At 67.9% G+C, this 18,473-nt stretch carries 14 protein-coding genes; 6 read left to right on the top strand and 8 right to left on the bottom strand.

The features are described 5' to 3' along the window. The first annotated feature begins 1 nt into the window (after nt 1). Both J9611_RS14115 and J9611_RS14110 read left to right on the top strand, forming a co-directional pair. On the top strand, nt 2-3,145 hold the full coding sequence (locus J9611_RS14115) for an efflux RND transporter permease subunit (protein WP_211881027.1): 3,144 nt from the start codon (nt 2-4) through the stop codon (nt 3,143-3,145). Nucleotides 3,146-3,181: 36 nt separating this feature from the next. Beyond that, nucleotides 3,182-4,111 carry a hypothetical protein gene (locus tag J9611_RS14110; RefSeq protein ID WP_211881025.1) on the top strand — a complete coding sequence of 310 codons (930 nt, stop codon included), beginning with the start codon at nt 3,182-3,184 and terminating at the stop codon, nt 4,109-4,111. 98 nt (nt 4,112-4,209) lie between these two features. Here the strand turns inward: J9611_RS14110 and glpK are convergent, their stop codons facing one another. The 3 genes from glpK to J9611_RS14095 form a co-directional block, all read right to left on the bottom strand. Next, nucleotides 4,210-5,724: a glycerol kinase GlpK gene (gene glpK / locus J9611_RS14105; protein WP_211881023.1), complete on the bottom strand. Its 1,515-nt coding sequence runs from the start codon at nt 5,722-5,724 to the stop codon at nt 4,210-4,212. 48 nt (nt 5,725-5,772) lie between these two features. Then, nucleotides 5,773-6,513, bottom strand: coding sequence for an MIP/aquaporin family protein (locus J9611_RS14100; protein ID WP_211881021.1), 741 nt, complete (start codon nt 6,511-6,513; stop codon nt 5,773-5,775). Nucleotides 6,514-6,673: 160 nt separating this feature from the next. Further along, on the bottom strand, nt 6,674-8,527 hold the full coding sequence (locus J9611_RS14095; protein WP_372447792.1) for a glycerol-3-phosphate dehydrogenase/oxidase: 1,854 nt from the start codon (nt 8,525-8,527) through the stop codon (nt 6,674-6,676). A 123-nt stretch (nt 8,528-8,650) separates the two neighbouring features. On the opposite strand from J9611_RS14095, the gene J9611_RS14090 reads away from it, so the two are divergent. From J9611_RS14090 to J9611_RS14075, 4 genes are read left to right on the top strand one after another with little or no spacing between them, the layout of a single operon-like run. Then, on the top strand, nt 8,651-9,613 hold the full coding sequence (locus tag J9611_RS14090) for a sugar-binding transcriptional regulator (RefSeq protein ID WP_211881019.1): 963 nt from the start codon (nt 8,651-8,653) through the stop codon (nt 9,611-9,613). A 60-nt stretch (nt 9,614-9,673) separates the two neighbouring features. Next, nucleotides 9,674-10,552, top strand: coding sequence for an aldo/keto reductase (locus tag J9611_RS14085; protein ID WP_211881017.1), 879 nt, complete (start codon nt 9,674-9,676; stop codon nt 10,550-10,552). Between the two features lie 11 nt (nt 10,553-10,563). After that, nucleotides 10,564-11,490 (top strand): alpha/beta fold hydrolase, encoded by a 927-nt coding sequence (locus J9611_RS14080; protein ID WP_211881015.1) that lies wholly within the window; start codon nt 10,564-10,566, stop codon nt 11,488-11,490. Continuing rightward, complete coding sequence (locus J9611_RS14075) at nt 11,487-12,587, top strand: glycosyltransferase family 4 protein (protein WP_211881013.1); 1,101 nt, start codon at nt 11,487-11,489, stop codon at nt 12,585-12,587. The genes J9611_RS14080 and J9611_RS14075 overlap by 4 nt, the downstream gene beginning before the upstream one ends. Here the strand turns inward: J9611_RS14075 and J9611_RS14070 are convergent. The 5 genes from J9611_RS14070 to gmk form a co-directional block, all read right to left on the bottom strand. Continuing rightward, on the bottom strand, nt 12,584-14,761 hold the full coding sequence (locus tag J9611_RS14070) for a primosomal protein N' (protein WP_211881012.1): 2,178 nt from the start codon (nt 14,759-14,761) through the stop codon (nt 12,584-12,586). The genes J9611_RS14075 and J9611_RS14070 overlap by 4 nt on opposite strands. 196 nt (nt 14,762-14,957) lie before the next feature. Next, nucleotides 14,958-16,193, bottom strand: a complete 1,236-nt coding sequence (gene metK / locus J9611_RS14065; protein WP_211881010.1) for a methionine adenosyltransferase — start codon at nt 16,191-16,193, stop codon at nt 14,958-14,960. A 78-nt stretch (nt 16,194-16,271) separates the two neighbouring features. Next, on the bottom strand, nt 16,272-17,564 hold the full coding sequence (locus J9611_RS14060; RefSeq protein WP_211881008.1) for a bifunctional phosphopantothenoylcysteine decarboxylase/phosphopantothenate synthase: 1,293 nt from the start codon (nt 17,562-17,564) through the stop codon (nt 16,272-16,274). 25 nt (nt 17,565-17,589) lie between these two features. Continuing rightward, nucleotides 17,590-17,850: a DNA-directed RNA polymerase subunit omega gene (gene rpoZ / locus J9611_RS14055; protein WP_211881006.1), complete on the bottom strand. Its 261-nt coding sequence runs from the start codon at nt 17,848-17,850 to the stop codon at nt 17,590-17,592. A 39-nt stretch (nt 17,851-17,889) separates the two neighbouring features. Then, nucleotides 17,890-18,462: a guanylate kinase gene (gene gmk / locus J9611_RS14050; protein WP_211881004.1), complete on the bottom strand. Its 573-nt coding sequence runs from the start codon at nt 18,460-18,462 to the stop codon at nt 17,890-17,892. Between the last annotated feature and the right edge of the window lie 11 nt (nt 18,463-18,473).

The following is an 18,473-nucleotide window of genomic DNA, read 5'->3' as shown; positions in this document are numbered from 1 at the left end:
CATGCGCCGGATTATCGCAGCAAGCCTGAGGTTCCGCTCCGTCATCATAGCGATGGCGGCGGCCCTCATGATCGTCGGCGGTACGCAACTGAGCAATGCTTCGGTGGATGTCTTTCCGGAGTTTGCACCGCCGCGGGTTGAGGTCCAGACGGCTTGTCTGGGCCTCACGGCCTCTGAAGTCGAGGAACTTGTCACAGTTCCGATGGAAGAGGCCTTCAACGGCATCGACGGCCTGGACCAGATGCGGTCCAAGTCGGTGTCCCAACTTTCATCGATTGTGATGGAGTTCAAGGCCGGCACCGATCTGCTCGCGGCCAGGCAACTGGTGTCCGAGCGGATGGCAACAGTCATCCCGACGCTGCCGACCTGGGCGGCGCCCCCGCTGATGCTTCAGCCGCTGTCCTCCACGAGCCGCGTCATGAAGATCGGCCTCTCCTCCGACACCCGCTCCCTCATCGAGATGTCCATGCTTTCCTACTGGAACATCAGGGCACACCTGCTCAGGGTCCCGGGGGTCGCGAACGTCGCGATCTGGGGGGAGCGGCTCCAGATGCTGCAGGTGCAGGTGGACCCGGCCAAGCTGGCCGCCCACAACGTCACGCTGGAGAACGTGATGAGCTCCACCTCCGATGCCCTGGACGCGGGCCTGCTCAAGTACTCCCCCGGGGCCTTGATCGGTACCGGAGGTGCGCTCGAAACACCCAGCCAGACCATGAGCATCAGGCACGTACAGCCCATCACCTCACCGGCGGAACTCGCCCAGGTTGCTGTGGAGCGCGAACAGGGCGAGCCTCCGCTGCGGCTCGCCGACGTCGCGAACGTGGTGGAGGACCATCAGCAGCTGATCGGTGACGCGGTCATCAACGGCGGGCCCGGGCTGATGCTCATAGTGGAGAAGCTGCCGTGGGGCAACACCCTCGAGGTGACCCGTGGAGTCGAAGAGGCCCTGAAGGAGCTCCAGCCCGGGCTAACCGGGATCAGCGTGGACACCACGTTGTTCCGGCCGGCGTCGTTCATTGAGGAATCCCTCGGCAACCTCAGCGTCGCTCTCCTGCTGGGCTGCCTCCTGGTGGTCCTGGTGCTGAGCCTCTTCCTCTTCCAGTGGCGGACCGCGCTGGTCAGCGTCGTGGCCATCCCGTTGTCGCTGGTTGCCGCTGCCCTGGTGCTCTACTGGACAGGGGGCACGGTTAACACGATGGTGCTTGCGGGCCTGGTGATCGCCGTCGGGGTGGTGGTGGACGATGCCATCATCGACGTCGAAAACATCGTCCGAAGGCTGCGCCAGCACCGGGCAAGCGGCGGAACGGAAAGCACCGCCCGGGTGGTCGTCAACGCCTCGCTGGAGGTCCGCGGCCCGATTGTGTACGCCACCCTGATTATCGTGGCCGCCACGGTGCCGATCTTCTTCCTGGACGGCCTCACCGGGGCCTTCTTCCGTCCGCTCGCCACGTCCTACACGCTGGCGGTGATGGCGTCCATGCTCGTGGCACTCACGGTGACCCCGGCCATGGCCTACATCTTCCTTCGGAATGCGAAGCTGGAGGACCGGGACCCGCCGCTGGTCAGGGTCCTCAAACGCTGGTACAGGGCTGTACTGAGGCCCAGTGTCCGCCGGCCGGTCCCCGGCTACCTCGCCGTGGCGGCCCTCGGCGTCGTGGGCATTGTGGCGGCACCGCTGCTGGGACAGTCCCTGCTGCCTTCCTTCAAGGAACGGGATTTCCTGATGCACTGGGTCACCCAGCCCGGCACGTCCAATTCCGAAGAAGTGCGCGTCAGCCAGCTGGCCTGCAAGGAACTGATGACGGTACCCGGCGTGAACAACTGCGGCTCCCACATCGGGCAGGCTTTCGCGGCCGACGAGGTGGTGGGCGTCAACTTCGGTGAAAACTGGATCAGCATCGACCCCTCGGTGGACTACGACGAAACGCTCGCGTCCGTCCAGGAAATCGTGGACGGATATCCCGGAATCCACCGGGACGTCCAAACCTACCTCAAGGAACGTGTCCGCGAAGTGCTGACGGGCACCGGCTACTCCATCGTCGTCCGGGTGTACGGGGACGATCTTCCGGTGCTGCGCCAGCAGGCGGACAAGGTCAAGAAGGTCCTCGGCGGAATCGAGGGCGCGATTGGCGCCAAGGTTGCCCTGCAGGTCAACGTGCCGCAGGTCGATGTTGAGGTGGACCTGCCCGCGGCCAACCGCTACGGCCTGAAACCGGGCGACGTCCGGCGCGCCGCGGCCACGCTCGTTGCCGGCGAAGAAGTGGGCGATGTCTACCGGGGCGGCAAGGCCTACGACGTCCAGGTGTGGAGCCCGCCGGAAATCCGGACCAGTGTCTCGAGCATCGAGAACCTCCCCCTGGATACCCCGGGCGGGGAGAAAATCAGGATGGCAGATGTCGCCAGGATCTCGGTGAAGCCGACACCGAACGTGATCGAACGCTCGGAGGGGTCCCGGCGTCTCGATGTCAGTGCCAACGTCAAGGAAGGCGACCTGGCCAAGGTCGTGGAAAAGCTGGAGGCCGATCTCCAGTCGGTGGAATTCCCCGTCGGTTACAGCGTGGACATCCTTGGCGAATATGCGGAGCGGCAGGCGGCGGCACAGCGCCTGCTCGTCTACAGCATCGGCGCGGTCCTCGTCGTCTTCCTCCTGCTCCAGGCAGCATTCCGGAGCTGGCGGCTGGCCACACTGGCCATCCTGACGTTGCCCGTTGCCCTGGTGGGGGGAGTCCTGGCCGCCCATCTCAGCGGCGGGATCCTCTCCCTGGGCTCGCTCGTGGGCTTCCTGACGGTCATGGGTATCGCAGCCCGTAACGGCATCCTGCTCATCAACCACTGCCAGCACCTGGAAAAGTACGAGGGCATGGCCTTCGGCCCGGCACTGGTGTTGCGTGGTGCTGCCGAGCGGTTGTCGCCGATCCTGATGACCACCCTGGCCACCGCCCTCGCCCTGGTTCCGCTCGTGGTCATGGGCAATATTCCCGGTCACGAGATCGAACACCCCATGGCGGTGGTGATCCTGGGCGGCCTTGTCACCTCGACCCTGGTCAACCTGTTCATCGTCCCGTCGCTCTACCTGCGGTTCGCCAAACGGCGTCCTGCCCGTGAGCGCCGGCCCCGTCAGGCCGAGCCGGCCCCGGCCGTCTAGCCGCAACCAACCCACCACTAGGAGAGGCTAAAACAGATGTCGAAGCGAAGAACACGATTCACGGCGTACGGCTCCGCAGTTCTGCTCGTGCTGGGTACGCTGACGGTGACGTCGGCAGCCACGGCGACGGCGGCGGCTACCAATCCCCAGGACCTCTGCGGAACAGGCACGGCGATCAGATTAGACCGCTCAGCCTTCCCGCGCACCCCGGAGATTGAGAACAAGTGGTTCCCGCTCGAGCCCGGCATGCAGTTCACCACGACCGGCACAGTGTTCTCCAAGACGGAGGGCACGACGAAAGAGCGCACGGTCATCTCCACGGTGACCGGTCTGACCAAGAAGATCGACGGCGTCAACACCGTCGTGGTGTGGGACCGGGACTTCACCGACGGTGAGCTCGCGGAATCAGAACTGGCCCTCTTCGCCGAGACGAAGAAAGGGACCGTGTGGCTGTTCGGCGAGTATCCCGAAGAGTATGAAAACGGGGAGCTCGCAGGCGCGCCAAGCACCTTCATCAGCGGAATCGACAAGGCCCAGGCGGGAATCGCCATGCTGGACCACCCCCGCCCGAAGTCCCCCGCTTATCCCCAGGCCTTCGCTCCCAGCGTGGACTTCCTGGACTGCGCGAAGGTCCTGAAAAAGGACCAACGCGTCTGCGTCCCGACAGGTTGCTACGACGATGTGGTGGAGATCGTTGAATCCAACCCGCGGGAGCCGCAAAGCGTCGCCGGCACCCAGCACAAGTTCTATTCAAAGAAGACAGGTCTGATCCAGGTCACGCCCGACGGCGGGGACGACCAGGAGACTATGGCCCTGGTCAAGATCAAGAAACTCAGCAGCCGGGAGCTGGAAAGCGTCAACGAGCAGGCGTTGCAGCAGGACCGGCGGGGGTACACGGTCAGCAAGGACGTCTACGCCAAGACGCCCCACGCGGTCGTTTCAACCCCCTCCGGTGGCGCGTCCTGACCGGACGCCGGACAGGCACCATAAACAACAGGGCAGAAAAGAGCTCCGGCCAGGTTTACCTGGCCGGAGCTCCCGTTGTGTGCAGGTTGTGCGCTGGCTTACCTGACGTCGTCGTCGACCCAGTCCATGGACTTGGTGATGGCCTTCTTCCAAAGGCGCATCTGGCGGTCCCGCTCGCCCGGCTCCATCGACGGTTCCCACCGCTTGTCCTCGGACCAGTTGGCCGAGCACTCGCCCAGGTCCTTCCAGAAGCCGACGGCGAGGCCGGCCGCGTAGGCGGCCCCCAGCGCCGTGGTTTCCACGACCTTCGGCCGGATCACCGGAACGCCGAGGATGTCCGCCTGGAACTGCATCAGGGCGTCGTTGGCGACCATGCCGCCGTCGACCTTCAGCTCGGTCAGCGGCACGCCGGAGTCCGCGTTGACGGCGTCGAGCACCTCGCGGGTCTGGAAGGCGGTGGCCTCCAGCGCGGCCCGCGCGATGTGGCTCTTGTTCACGAACCGGGTCAGGCCGACTATCGCGCCGCGGGCGTCGGAGCGCCAGTACGGGGCGAACAGGCCGGAGAACGCCGGAACAATGTACACGCCGCCGTTGTCCTTCACCGAGGCCGCGAGCGTCTCCACTTCCGGGGCGCTGCTGATCATGCCGAGGTTGTCCCGCAGCCACTGGACCAGGGCGCCCGTGATCGCGATCGAGCCCTCCAGGGCGTAGTGCGGCGCCGCGTCGCCGAGCTTGTAGCCCACCGTGGTCAACAGCCCGTTCTTCGAGTGGACGATTTCCTCACCCGTGTTGAAGATGAGGAAGCAGCCCGTGCCGTAGGTGTTCTTGGCTTCCCCGGCCTCGAACGCCGCCTGGCCGAACGTCGCCGCCTGCTGGTCGCCCAGGATGCCCGAAACGGGCACCTCGCGCAGCAGCTGGGAGGTGTGCACCGTGCCGTAGACCTCCGAGGAGGACTTGATGGCCGGCATCATGGAGGCCGGAACGCCGAAGGCAGCCAGGATTTCCTCGTCCCAGGACAGCGTCTCGAGATCCATGAACATGGTCCGTGACGCGTTGGTCACGTCGGTGACGTGCACGCCGCCGTCCGTCCCGCCGGTCAGGTTCCAGAGCACCCAGCAGTCCGTGTTTCCGAACACCAGGTCGCCGGCTTCCGCCTTGGCCCGCGCGCCCTCGACGTTGTCCAGGATCCACTTGATCTTGGTGCCGGAGAAGTAGGTCGCGAGCGGCAGGCCCACCTTCTGCTTGAAGCGTTCCACTCCCCCGTCCTTCGCCAGTTCATCCACGATCGGCTGCGTGCGGGTGTCCTGCCACACGATCGCGTTGTACACGGGCTCGCCGGTGGTCTTGTCCCACACGACGGCGGTTTCGCGCTGGTTGGTGATGCCGACGGCGGCGATGTCGTGCCGGGTCAGGTTCGCCTTGGACAGGGCCGAGCCGATGACCTCGCGGGTGTTGTTCCAGATCTCGACGGGGTTGTGCTCCACCCAGCCGGCCTGCGGGAAGATCTGCTCGTGTTCCATCTGCCCTGAGGAGACGATGTGGCCGCTGTGGTCGAACACGATGGCGCGGCTTGACGTGGTGCCCTGGTCAATGGCAATTACATACTGAGACATCGTTGTTTCTTTCTGTAGGAACGGATGCAGGAAATCTTGACGCGGGGACTACTTGACGACTATCGGAACCCACTGGGACATCAGGCCGCCCAGCACGCCGCCGATGATCGGTCCGACAATCGGCACCCAGGAGTAGGCCCAGTCGCTGGACCCCTTGCCCTTGATGGGAAGCAGGGCGTGGGCGATGCGCGGGCCCACGTCACGGGCGGGGTTGATGGCGTAGCCGGTCGGCCCGCCGAGGGAAGCGCCGATGCCCACAACCAACAAGGCAACCGGCAGCGGGCCAAGGCTGGCGGCGCTCTTGCCGAACATCAGGATCACGAAGACCAGCACGAAGGTTCCAATGATTTCCGTGACAACGTTCCAGCCATAGCTGCGCAGGGCCGGACCGGTGGAGAACACCGCCAGCTTGCTGGCGGCCAGCGGCTCCTCGTCGAAGTGCTGCTTGTAGGCCAGCCAGCAGACCACGGCACCGATGAAGGCACCCACCAGTTCCCCGCCAAAGTAGGTAAAGATCGATGCGGCATCAACGGGAATGCCGGGGACAAATTCCTTAGCACCGCTGGACACGATGCCCAGAGTCACGGCGGGGTTCAGATGGGCCCCGGACTTGGCAGCAACAAACACACCAGCCATGACCGCGAGGCCCCAGCCCCAGTTCACCAGGTGGAAACCACCAGCGTTGCCCTTCGTGCCCTTCAGCGCAACGTTGGCCACCACGCCGCAACCCAGCAGGGTGAGCATCATGGTTCCGAATACTTCAGACAGGAAAACTAATCCAAGAGACATCTTTGACTCTCCTCTATTTTCTGTTGTCGGCCCTTCGCGGGTTTGAAGGGCCGTGCTGCCGGCCTTGCGTTGGCGCCGCCGGCCGGCCACTGCGCCGGCCGCCGGGGCGGACCGTGCAGTCCTTGCTCCCGGGCTTCCCTGCCCGGTCCCGCAAGTCGTGTCAGGCGACCAGGCTGTGGACCCGGACGCCGTGGAACCGCTGGAGCACCTCCTGGGCGTGGCTGATTTCCCAGGCCCGCGTTGCCGCGTCCCAGCCGAGCGGGCCGGACAGGAGACCGGCAACTTCGTTGAGCAGTTCGCCGGTCACCAGGCCGCGGAAAGCAAGCGGGGTGCGGCGGATCAGGACGTCGATCAGGTGCCCGATCTGCTCGTTCTGCGCCATGAACTCCAGTTCGCGGACGCTGAGTTCACGGGTGGAGTGCAGGAGCCGGTCCGGCGCACTGTTCCCGTCGCTGTCCGGCGCGCCGTCGAGGAAGGCGATGACGTCCGCGGCACGGGTCCCGTACCGGACCAGCAGCCCGGCGGTGCGGTCGGCACCGCGGCCTGCTGCCATGTGCGCCTTGATCCAGCGCTGGATGCCGTCCTCAGTGTCCGGGAAGCCCGCGCCGCCGCCGATGGGGAGCTTCGCCGTCGAGACCTTCCGTTCCATGCCGAGTTCGGCGAGGATGTCATTGCTCAGGTGTTCGGCCAGGGCCCGGAAGGTGGTCCATTTGCCGCCCACGAGGCTGAGGACGACGGCGCCGCCGGCTGCCGCCGCGCCCGTTGCGCCGCCGGCGGACCCGGCGCGGCGTTCGATCCGGTAGTCCCGGCTGACGAAGCCGGGCTGGGTGGCGTCGTGCTTCGGCAGGGGGCGCACGCCCGCGAAGGAATAGACGATCTGCCCGCGGCCCACCGCCACCTCCGGGAACACCTGGCCGATCAGGTCAAAGAAGTAGTCGATCTCGGCTTCGGTGCAGACGGCGTCCTCGGCCAGGTCCGCCTCCACGTCGGTGGTGCCCACGAGGACCCGGTCCCCCATCGGGTAGATCAGCACGATCCGGCCGTCGGCGTGTTCGAAGTAGATCTCCCGTCCGTTGCACGCCGCCAGCAGTTCCGGGTGGTCCAGCACAATGTGCGAGCCCTTGGTGCCGCCCATGAACGACGAGGCCGCGCCCATGGCCTGGTTGGTCAGGTCGACCCAGGCACCGGTGGTGTTCACGATGACGTCCGCAGTGAAGTCGAAGTCCTCCCCGGTGAGCTCATCGCGGAGCCTGACGGTACCGCCCGTTCCGGCCCCGGTTCCCGTTCCGGCCCCGGTTCCCGTTCCGGCTCCGCCGGCCGGCCCGGAAACTAGCGAGACGTAGTTGCTGGCGCGGGCCGTGCCGCCTGCCGCGCCGGCCTTTTCACCGTCCTGCAGCACGTCGAGGGTCAGCCGCTCCGGGTTGTGCACCGAGGCGTCGAAGTACGTTGCGGTGTACTTCACGCCCGGGTGCAGCCGTGGCAGCTCGGCGAGGGAATGCCGGCGGCCGCGGAACTGGTGCCGCGGCACCGGGCCGCCGTCGCGGGAGAAGAAGTCGTACAGGCCCAGGCCGAGTTTGATCAGGAAGGCTCCGCGCTCCCGGGGTGTGCCCTGTCGCCTGTGGGTCAGGAAGCGCAGCGGTGCGGCGAGGACGCCGGAGAAGGTGCTGAAAATGGGAATGGTGGTCTGCAGCGGTTTTACATAGTGGGGAGCGATGCGCAGGAGGCGGTTGCGCTCGACCACGGACTCCCGCACGAGGCGGAATTCGCCGTTTTCGAGGTACCGGATGCCGCCATGGATCATGTGCGAGGAGGCGCCGCTGGCGCCCTGGCAATAGTCGCCGCGTTCGACGAGGGCCACGTCCACACCTTGCAGTGCCAGGTCCCGGAAGGTGCCCACCCCGTTGATGCCGCCACCGATGATGAGCACCTGCGCGTGCCGCCGCGTCCGCAGCTTCTGCACCGCTGCGCGGCCGCCGGCGGGGGCCGGGATGCGGGATGAATCCTTGTGTCCCAATACTGCTCCTTGGGTTTGGCCAGATGCGCCGAGCCCTAGGGCGCGGCGCCGTTCAACACTATTGTTTGGAGTAATGGAAAATGGAGTCAAGCTCTATGCACAAACGTGCAGGACGGAAAAGTAATGACACCCTCGCGCCACTCCGACGCCCTCCGCGCGGCCCAGCTGTATTACCTTCAGGACCTGACCATGGACGCGATCGCCCGCGAACTCCGGACGTCCCGGTCCACGGTTTCGCGGCTCCTGTCGGCGGCCCGCGAATCCGGTCTCGTGCAGATCCAGATCCGCAGCCCGCTGGACACCGGGCCCGAACTGGAGAGCATGATCCGGGCCGACTACAAGGTGGATGTGCACGTTGTTCCCGTCGTGGACACGCTCAATGAGGCGGAAACACTGGACCGCGTGGCCATGCAGGCAGCCCGGACGATCGGCCCGCTGGTGGACTCCAACGCCATCATCGGGGTGGCGTGGGGCTCCACCCTGAGCGCCGTGAGCCGGCACCTGACGCGGAAGATCACCCACGACAGCGTGGTCGTCCAGCTCAACGGCGCCGGGAACATGCAGACCACGGGCATCACGTACGCCTCGGACATCATGCGGCGCTTCGGCCGCGCGTACGATGCACGGGTGGAGCAGTTCCCGGTCCCGGCGTTCTTCGACCACGCCGCGACCAAAACGGCCATGTGGAATGAGCGCAGTGTTCAACGGGTCCTGAAGCTGCAGTCACGAATGAGCATCGCGATTTTCGGTGTCGGATCGGTCGACGCCGACTACCCGAGCCATGTCTATGCCGGCGGCTACCTGGACGAGGATGACCTGTCCGTGCTGGCCCGTTCCGACGTTGTGGGGGACGTCGCCACGGTCTTCTTCCGGGCGGACGGCTCCACGGACGGGATCACCCTCAACGAACGCTCCACGGGCCCGGACCTCGCCCAGCTCCGCCAGGTGCGGCGTCGTATCTGTGTGGTGTCCGGTGCCTCCAAGATCAACGGGCTGCGCGGCGCGCTGGCCGCGGGCCTGGCCACCGACCTGATCCTGGACGAGGCCAGCGCCCGGCGCCTGGTCAGGTTCGACGGGCTGTCCTGATCGTGCCGGGACGGCCTGTCCCTTGGGGCGGCAGGCCGCGGAGTCGGTAAAGTCAATGCTATGAAACCCTCGCCCCGGCTCGGCCTCAACAATGGCGTCCTCATCGACCAGTTGGGAATCGGGCTCTACAAGGTTCCCCCGGCGGAGGCCGCCGGAATCGTCACGATGGCCCTGGAAGCCGGCTACCGGCACTTCGACACCGCCGCCATGTACGGCAACGAAACCGGCGTCGGCAGGGGCATCGGGGCGCTGTCCGGATTCTCCGCCAGCGATGACGCCCGGGGAGGTTCAGGCGAAGCCTTTCCGGCGCTCTCGCGCGAGGACCTGTTCGTCACGACCAAGGTGTGGAACGACGACCAGGGCTACGATGCCACCCTGCGCGCCTTCGACACCACGATCTCCAACCTCGGCCTGGAATACGTGGACCTGTACCTGATCCACTGGCCGTGCGCCGCGCGCGGGCTCTACACGGAGAGCTACCGGGCCCTGGAAACGCTGTACCGCGAGGGCAAGGTGCGGGCGATCGGCGTCTCCAATTTCCAGCCCGCCCACCTGGACCATCTGCTGGAATCCGCGGAGGTGGTCCCCGCCGTGAACCAGGTCGAGCTCCATCCCTGGCTCCAGCAGGAGGAGCTGCGGTCCCTGCACCGCAAGCTCGGCATCACCACCGAGGCATGGAGCCCGCTCGGCCGCGGCCGGGTCCTGCAGGACCCGGTGGTGCTGGAGCTTGCTGCGGCGCACGGCCGGACCGCGGCGCAGATCATCCTCCGGTGGCACGTCCAGCTGGGCAATGCCGTCATCCCGAAGGCGAGCTCCTACGCGCGGCTCCGGGAGAACCTGGACGTCTTCGGCTTCGCCCTCGATGCGGCGGATATGGAAGCCCTTGCCGCCCTGGAGCGTGGCGTCCGCACCGGCTCCCACCCCGACACCGTCAACTAGGATCCGAACGAATGGAACACGTGGACACTGTGCCCACCCCCGCGCCCCTTTTCAGTGCTGAGCTCGCCGCCCGCACCCGGGCAGCGGCGGTGGACCTCGACGGGGGCAGGGTCGCCTACTGGAGCTACGAGCCCGTCGTCGTGACCCCGGAGACCAGGACCATCCTGGTCATCCACGGTTTCCGCGGCGACCACCACGGCCTGCTCCGGGTGGCCGACCAGCTGCCGGACATGCGCCTCATCATGCCTGACCTCCCCGGGTTCGGCAGCTCCGCCGCGTTCGAGGGCGGCGGACACAGTGTCGACCGCTACGGCCGGTTCATCGGCGGTTTCATGGCTGCCCTGGGCCTGGGCCCGGAGACGGTGCTGCTGGGACATTCCTTCGGCTCGATCGTCGCGGGCCACTTCGTGGCGGCCAACCCCGGCGCAGTCTCGGAGCTGATCCTGATCAACCCGATTGCGGCCCCCGCCCTCGAGGGGCCCAAAGGCGTCATGACCAAGCTTGCCGTGCTGTATTACGAGGCCGCCGCACGCCTCCCTGCGCGGCTCGGACTCGCGCTGCTCCGCAGCCAGCTGATCGTCCGGGCGATGAGCGAGGCCATGGCCAAGACCAGGGACAGGGACCTCCGGCGGTTTGTCCACGCCCAGCACAGCGCCTACTTCGCCGCCTTCGCCGACAGGGACAGCCTGCTGGAGGCCTTCAAGGCCTCCGTCGGCAGCAATGTGTCCGAGGTGGCCCGCGCCCTGACGCTTCCCGTGCTGCTGATCGCCGGGGAAAAGGACGAGATCGCCATGCTCCCCGACCAGCACAAGCTCGTGGCGCTGCTCCCGGACGGGACCCTGGAAGTCATTCCGGGCGTCGGGCATCTGATCCACTACGAAACCCCGGAACCTGCCGCGGGCTTCATCCGGCGCTTCCTGAAGGACCACACCGCGTGAAAATTCTGATCGATGCCCGCTTCACCAGGCTGGACCAGCACGACGGCATCAGCCGCTACGGCGCCAGCCTCATCGCGGCGGCGGCAAGGATCGCGGATGTCTCCATGCTCATCAGCGACGTCCGCCAGCTGGCGCTCCTGCCCGATGTGCCGTACACCCTGATCAACAGCCCGCTCTCCCCCGCCGAGCTGTTCGTGGCGGCGAGGGTCAACAGGCTCGGCGCCGACGTCGTGGTCTGCCCCATGCAGACGATGGGGACCTGGGGCCGGAAGTACGCCCTGGTGCTGACGCTGCACGATCTGATCTACTACGAGCACCCGGCGCCGCCCGGGTTCCTGCCGGCCCCGGTCCGGGTTCTCTGGCGCCTGTACCACAAGGCCTTCTGGCCGCAGCGCCTCCTGCTGAACCGGGCCGACGTCGTCGCAACGATCAGCTCCACCACCGCGGCCCTGATCGCGAAGTACCGGCTCACGAAGCGGCCCGTCCGGATCGTGGGCAACGCCCCGCAGCACGGCCATACGCCCCGGGACCCCGGGGCGGGCGCGGACAAGACGCTGCTCTACATGGGTTCGTTCATGCCCTATAAGAACGTCGAGACCATGATCAGGGGCATGGCGGAACTGCCGGACATGACCCTGCACCTGCTGAGCCGGATCAGCCCGGAGCGCCGCGCCGAGCTGGAGCAGCTGGCCCCGGACGGCGCGAGGATCGTGTTCCACAACGGCGTCACCGACGCCGAGTACGAGGCCATGCTGGCCCGCACCACCGCCCTGATCAGCCTGTCCAGGGCGGAGGGCTACGGGCTCCCGCTCGTGGAGGCCATGTCCCACGGCACCCCCGTCATCGCCAGCGACATCCCGATCTTCCGGGAAGTGGGCGGAGACGCCGCCAGCTACGTGCACCCGGACTCACCCCCGGAGTTCGCCCAGGCCGTGCGGACGCTGGAGCAGCCGGAGTTGTGGAAGGCCCGCTCGCGGCTTTCGGTGGAGCGTGCCGCCGGCTTCAGCTGGGACGAATCGGCGCGCCGGCTAGTGGACGCGGCCGCAGAGGCCGTGGCGATGCGGGGCCGCAAGCGTGCTCCGGGAACACTTTCCTAGAGGACGTCGACGCCGTCGAGCCGCAGTTGCACAGGATCGTCGCTGCGTTTGGCGGCAGCGGCGGCCTTGACCGCACGCATCACCCTGGTGGCCTCCGTGGCCTGGGCGTAGGGGATGAACATCAGCGTCCGGACGTCCTCGCCGGCCTCCCGCGGTGGCTGCCGCGCCGCCGCCGGGCTGCCGGCGCTGGCCGCTGGGGCCCCTGCGAGCACCAGCGGTGCGGGCCCTGCCGTCCGCAGCATGATCCCCTGCGCGCCCAGCCGCTGTTCGATGGCCTGGGTGAAATGCCCGACGGCGGTCCGGCCGCCGGTGACGGACGCGATCCGCACGGCCGGTGGAAGCTGGAGCTCCTGCCGCAGGTCCAGCTCCCGGCGGGCATAGCCGGCGGGATCCCAGCGCAGCAGGGCACCGACGCCGGCGGCGTCGTCGGCGGTGATGACCACGAGGCCGCCGTCCGGTGCCGGGCGGACGAGGGCGGCGGCGTTGAACCAGCGGCGGACGGCGTCTTCCCCGGCGCGGAGGTTTTCCCGGCGCAGCAGCGAGTCACCGTCCAGCAGCAGGGCCGCGGCGTAGCCTCCGGCGGCGACCGGCTCGGCCCCTACCGTCGCCACGACAAGCGCCGTGGTGTCAGGAACGCCGGCCAGGACGCGGTCCCCGGAGGACGTGACGACCGGCTGTCCGGGAAAGGCCCGGCCCAGTTCCTCGGCGGTCCGGAGCGCCCCCGTGGCGCCCCGCCGGAGCCTGGTGCCGTTGCAGGTGCCGCAGCGCCAGGCGGGGGCGGGGGTGGAGCACCAGCGGCATTGCGGCACCGCGGAGCTGCCGCTGGACCCGGCGATGGCCAGCGGGCCTCTGCAGGCGGTGCAGCGTGCCGGTTCACGGCAGTTTTCGCAGGCCAGCGAGGGGGCGTAGCCGGACCGGGCCACCTGGACGAGCACGGGGCCCCGTTCCAGGCCCTCCTTGGCGGCACGCCAGGCGGCGCCCGGCAGCCGGGCGACCCGGGCCAGCGGATCATGCTCCAGCTCGAAGCTGTCGGCCGTGTTGAGCACCCGCGGGACGGTGCGCCGCACGACGGTCCGTTCCGCCTCGACGGGCCAGGCCCAGCCGGACTCGACGAGCCGCTGCGTCTCGGTGCTGCGCGCGTGGCCGGCAAGCAGGCACGCGGCACCCTCCTGGCCGGCACGGAGCAGCAGCACCTCGCGGGTGTGGGCGTACGGGGAGCGTTGCTCGATGTGGAGGTCGTCGCCATCGTCCCAGCAGATGACGAGCCCGAGCCGGTGGACCGGCGCGTACGCGGCGGAGCGGGTGCCGACGGCGACGCCGGCGGCGCCGCTGAGCAGCCGCAGGAAGCTCCGGTAGCGGGGCGTCTGGCCGTCATCCGCGGCGAGGCGGGCGATGTCGCCGGCGGGAAGGAGTTCGAGGAGCGCGGCCTCCACCCGCTCCAGGTCGCGGTAGTCGGGTACCACGACGACTGCGCCGCGGCCGGACAGGCGGACGGCGGCGACGGCCTGCGCCACCAGGTGCGGCCAGCCTGCCGGGCCGAAGCCCTGCAGCGGGCTCAGCACGGCGCGCGGGGACTCCCCCGCAGCCAGGTGCTGGAGGAAGGCCGGGCCGTTGCGGTAGGCGGACCAGCCCGCGGCCGGTGCTGCCGCGGTCTCTGCCGCAGTTTCAGGAGCGGTTCCGGCCGCGAACAGTGCCGGGTCCAGGCGCCCGCCGGGCGCGAACTCCTTTTCCAGTTTGGCCATCCGGGGCGGCACGGCGACGCGCAGGACGTCGCTGACCGTTCCGGCGTACCGCGCGGCGACCCGGCCGGCGAGTTCAAGGACGGCCGGCGTGAGCACCGGTACGGGCGAGACGACGTTGTGCAGCGGCACCAGGGTGTGTCCGGCGTCGGATTCCGCAGTCCTGTCCACGAGGTAGCCGGGAAGCTCCTGGCCGTTGAACTTCACCTTGACCCGGGTGCCGGGCTGCGCCGCGGCATCAAGGCTGGCCGGGACGCTGTAGTCGAACGGCCGGTCCAGGTGCGGGAGGGAGGATTCGAGCAGCACCCGCGCCACCGGCAGTTCCGCCGCGAGGACGGGGCCGGCGGCAGGCATGCGGGCCGGCGGGAAGCCGTGGAGCAGGGACAGCTGGAGGGGTTCATCCGGCGCGGTCGCGCCGCCATGGACCGGCGTCATGGCACCTCCCTCCCTTCAGCAGCGGTTCAACAGCTTCTGCGCTGCTCAATAAATCTGCGCTGCTCAATAAAGAAGCGGCTCAATAAAGAGTAGCCAGGCCCCCGGATCGGGGCCTGGCTACAGCACATCACACAGCAGTGACATTTAAGGCAGTGACATCTGACGCAGTGACATTAAAAGCACCGGCAGTAACGCCTCAGGCGTTGAAGAATGCCTTGAGGTCATCCACCCGGTCCAGCCGTTCCCAGGTGAAATCGGGATCTTCGCGGCCGAAGTGGCCGTGGGCGGCGGTCTTGGCATAGATCGGGCGCTTGAGGTCGAGGGCGTCGATGATGGCCCGGGGGCGCAGGTCGAAGATCTCGGCGATCGCGGCGCTGATCCGGGCCGGGTCCACGGTTTCGGTCCCGAAGGTCTCCACGTAGGTTCCCACCGGGCGGGCCTGGCCGATCGCGTAGGCGATCTGGATTTCGGCGCGCTTGGCGAGTCCTGCGGCCACGACGTTCTTCGCGACCCAGCGCATCGCGTAGGCCGCCGAGCGGTCCACCTTGGACGGATCCTTGCCGGAGAAGGCGCCGCCGCCGTGGCGGGCCATGCCGCCGTAGGTGTCGACGATGATCTTGCGGCCGGTGAGGCCGGCGTCGCCGACCGGTCCGCCGATGACGAACGCCCCGGCGGGGTTGAGGATATTTTTGGTCCGCGAGATGTCCAGGTTGGACAGCGCCATGACGGGATCGACCACGTACTCGGCCAGGTCGGCGCGGAGCTGCTCGAGGCTGGCGCCTTCGGCGTGCTGGCTGGAGATGACGACGGTCTCGACGGAGACCGGCCGGTCGCCGTCGTAACCCACTGTTACCTGGGTCTTGCCGTCCGGGCGGAGGTAGCCGAGGAGGCCGTTCTTGCGGACCTCGGTGAGCCGCTCGGAGAGCCGGTGCGCGAGCCAGATCGGGACGGGCATGTAGGAGGGGGTCTCGTCGCTGGCGTAGCCGAACATGAGGCCCTGGTCGCCCGCGCCCTGGAGGTCGTAATCGTCCTCCTGGCGTCCTTCGCGTGCTTCGAGGGAGTTGAACACGCCGCCGGCGATGTCGTTGGACTGCTGGCCGATGGAGACGGACACGCCGCAGCGGGCGCCGTCGAAGCCGTTCGCCGAGGAGTCGTAGCCGATGCCGAGGATGGTCTCCCGGACGATCTGGGGGATCTCGACGTAGGCGTCCGTGGTGACCTCGCCGGCGACGTGGACCAGGCCGGTGGTGGCCAGGGTCTCCACGGCAACGCGGGATTCGGGGTCCTTGGCCAGCAGCGCGTCGAGGATCGCATCGCTGATCTGGTCACAGATCTTGTCGGGATGCCCCTCGGTCACCGACTCTGACGTGAACAGCCGGAGCGAGGCGGGCGTGGACCCGTGGAAATCAGGGATGTGCAGCGGTAAAGTCACTCAACTACCTTACTGGTTGGAAAACGGACGTCCGGCGGCGTGTGTCCCTGTGCTACGGAGACGTTGCTTACGCCGGCCTCAGGCGGGCGGGACAACCCGGCTCAGTTCGGCGCTGATGCGGTCCAGCACGGCCGCCGCAACGTCGGCCTTGGAACCGGCCGCCTCCTGGGGTTCGGAGCCGGACCGGGAAAGGATGACCACGGAGTTGCTGTCCTGCCCGAAGACCTTGCCCTGGCCCACGTGGTTGACCACCAGCAGGTCGCAGGCCTTGCGGCGCAGCTTGGCCGCGGCGTACTCGAGGACGTCGCCCTCGGCGTCGCCGGTTTCGGCGGCGAAACCGACGATCAGCTGGTGGCGGGAGGCGGCGTCGCGGACTTCGACGAGTTCCTGCAGGATGTCCGGGTTCCGCACCAGTGAGATGACCGGATCGGCGACGCCGTCGCGCTTCTTGATCTTGGTCCCGGAGACATCCGCCGGACGGAAGTCCGCCACGGCGGCGGCCATGATGACGACGTCGGAGTCTGCGGCGGCGTGCAGCGCCGCCTTGCGCAGTTCCAGGGCAGTCTCCACTTCCACCAGTTCGACGCCGTCCGGTGCGGGGACTTCCATGTGGGCGGCCAGCAGCCGGACGCGGGCGCCGGCGTCGCGGGCGGCAATGGCCAGGGCCACGCCCTGCTTGCCGGAGGACCGGTTGCCCAGGAACCGCACGGGATCCAGCGGCTCTCGGGTGCCGCCGGCGCTGATGGTGACGGTGAAGCCCGCGAGGGGCTGGCTGGCAGACGGCGGGGGAAAGGCAGACGGCACGGGGAAGGAAGCCGACGCCGGGAGCGTGCCGGGTACGGCCGGGGCGCCGGCCAGGGCCAGGGCGGCCTCGAAGATGGCCTCGGGTTCGGGCAGGCGGCCGGGGCCGGAGTCCGCGCCGGTCAGCCGGCCGCTGGCGGGCTCAAGGACCGTGATGCCGCGGCTGCGCAGGGTTTCGACGTTGGCCTGGGTTGCCGGGTGGCGCCACATTTCGGTGTGCATGGCCGGTGCCATCAGCACCGGGCCGCGGGCCATCAGCAGGGTGGTGCCCAGCAGGTCGCCGGCCTGGCCGGTGGCGGCGCGCGCCAGCAGGTCCGCGGTGGCCGGGGCCACCACGATCAGCTCGGCCTCGTGGCCCAGCCGGACGTGGTTGACGGTGGGGACCTCGTCGAAGACGCTGCTGGTGACGGGGTGTCCGGACAGGGCTTCCCAGGTGGCGACGCCGACGAACCGGCTGGCCGCCTCCGTGGGGATGACCGTCACGTCATGCCCGGCTTCAGTAAAAAGCCGGAGGAGGGACGCGGCCTTGTAGGCCGCTATCCCTCCCCCGACTCCGAGGACTATGCGCACGTGATCTCCGTCAGCGTCTGCGGATTTACTCTGCCGCTTCGACCGGCGTGGAAACGAGCTTGCCTTCGTTGATCTCGCGCAGGGCGATGGACAGCGACTTCTCGTTCAGCTTGGTGTCGACCAGCGGGCCGACGTACTCGAACAGGCCCTCGTGCAGCTGGGCGTAGTAGGCGTTGATCTGCCGTGCGCGCTTGGCACCGAAAATCACCAGTCCGTACTTCGAGTCGGCAGCCTTCAGCAGCTCGTCGATCGGCGGGTTGATGATGCCTTCAAGGTTCGTGGACACGAATTCTCCAAATTCTAACGGGCCGATACGTCCCGGCGCCTAGCGCGGGTTCGGGGTCAACCCCATGAGTGAAACAAGCTCGTCCGCTGCCCGTCGAACGTCATCATTGATGACGCTGTGGTCAAACTCCGGTTCAGCGGCAAGTTCTAGTTTAGCGGTTTCCAGCCTGCGCTGCTGTTCCTCCACTGATTCCGTGCCGCGGCCCACCAGGCGGCGGACCATTTCGTCCCAGCTCGGCGGCTTCAGGAACACGAACTGGGCGTCGGGGACTGCCTCCTTGACCTGCCGGGCACCCTGCAGGTCGATTTCCAGCAGCACGGCCCGGCCCTCGGCGATCGCGGCGTCCACCGTACTGCGGAGCGTGCCGTAGCGGTTCCGGCCGTGGACCACGGCCCACTCGAGGAGGGCGCCGTCTGCCACGAGGGAATCGAATTCCTCGGCCGACTTGAAGAAGTAGTGGACGCCGTCCAGCTCCCCCGGCCGGGGCGGACGCGTCGTCGCCGAGACGGAGAGCCAGACGCCGGGGTAGTTGTCCCGGATGTAGGTGGACACGGTGCCTTTGCCAACAGCCGTCGGGCCGGCGAGGACTGTCAGTCCCGGTTTCTTGCTCACATATTCCTTTG

Source organism: Pseudarthrobacter albicanus, from assembly GCF_018224015.1.
Classification (GTDB): Bacteria; Actinomycetota; Actinomycetes; order Actinomycetales; family Micrococcaceae; genus Arthrobacter; species Arthrobacter albicanus.
The sequence above is the reverse complement of the archived record's forward strand: the minus strand, read 5'-3'. Positions and strand labels throughout refer to the sequence as shown.

Coding starts and splice junctions, on each gene's coding strand:
- J9611_RS14115 (WP_211881027.1), top strand. CDS start 2: ATGCGCCGGATTATCGCAGCAAGCCTGAGGTTCCGCTCCGTCATCATA.
- glpK (WP_211881023.1), bottom strand. CDS start 5,724: ATGTCTCAGTATGTAATTGCCATTGACCAGGGCACCACGTCAAGCCGC.
- J9611_RS14070 (WP_211881012.1), bottom strand. CDS start 14,761: ATGACGCCGGTCCATGGCGGCGCGACCGCGCCGGATGAACCCCTCCAG.
- J9611_RS14090 (WP_211881019.1), top strand. CDS start 8,651: ATGACACCCTCGCGCCACTCCGACGCCCTCCGCGCGGCCCAGCTGTAT.
- J9611_RS14080 (WP_211881015.1), top strand. CDS start 10,564: ATGGAACACGTGGACACTGTGCCCACCCCCGCGCCCCTTTTCAGTGCT.
- J9611_RS14100 (WP_211881021.1), bottom strand. CDS start 6,513: ATGTCTCTTGGATTAGTTTTCCTGTCTGAAGTATTCGGAACCATGATG.
- J9611_RS14085 (WP_211881017.1), top strand. CDS start 9,674: ATGAAACCCTCGCCCCGGCTCGGCCTCAACAATGGCGTCCTCATCGAC.
- J9611_RS14110 (WP_211881025.1), top strand. CDS start 3,182: ATGTCGAAGCGAAGAACACGATTCACGGCGTACGGCTCCGCAGTTCTG.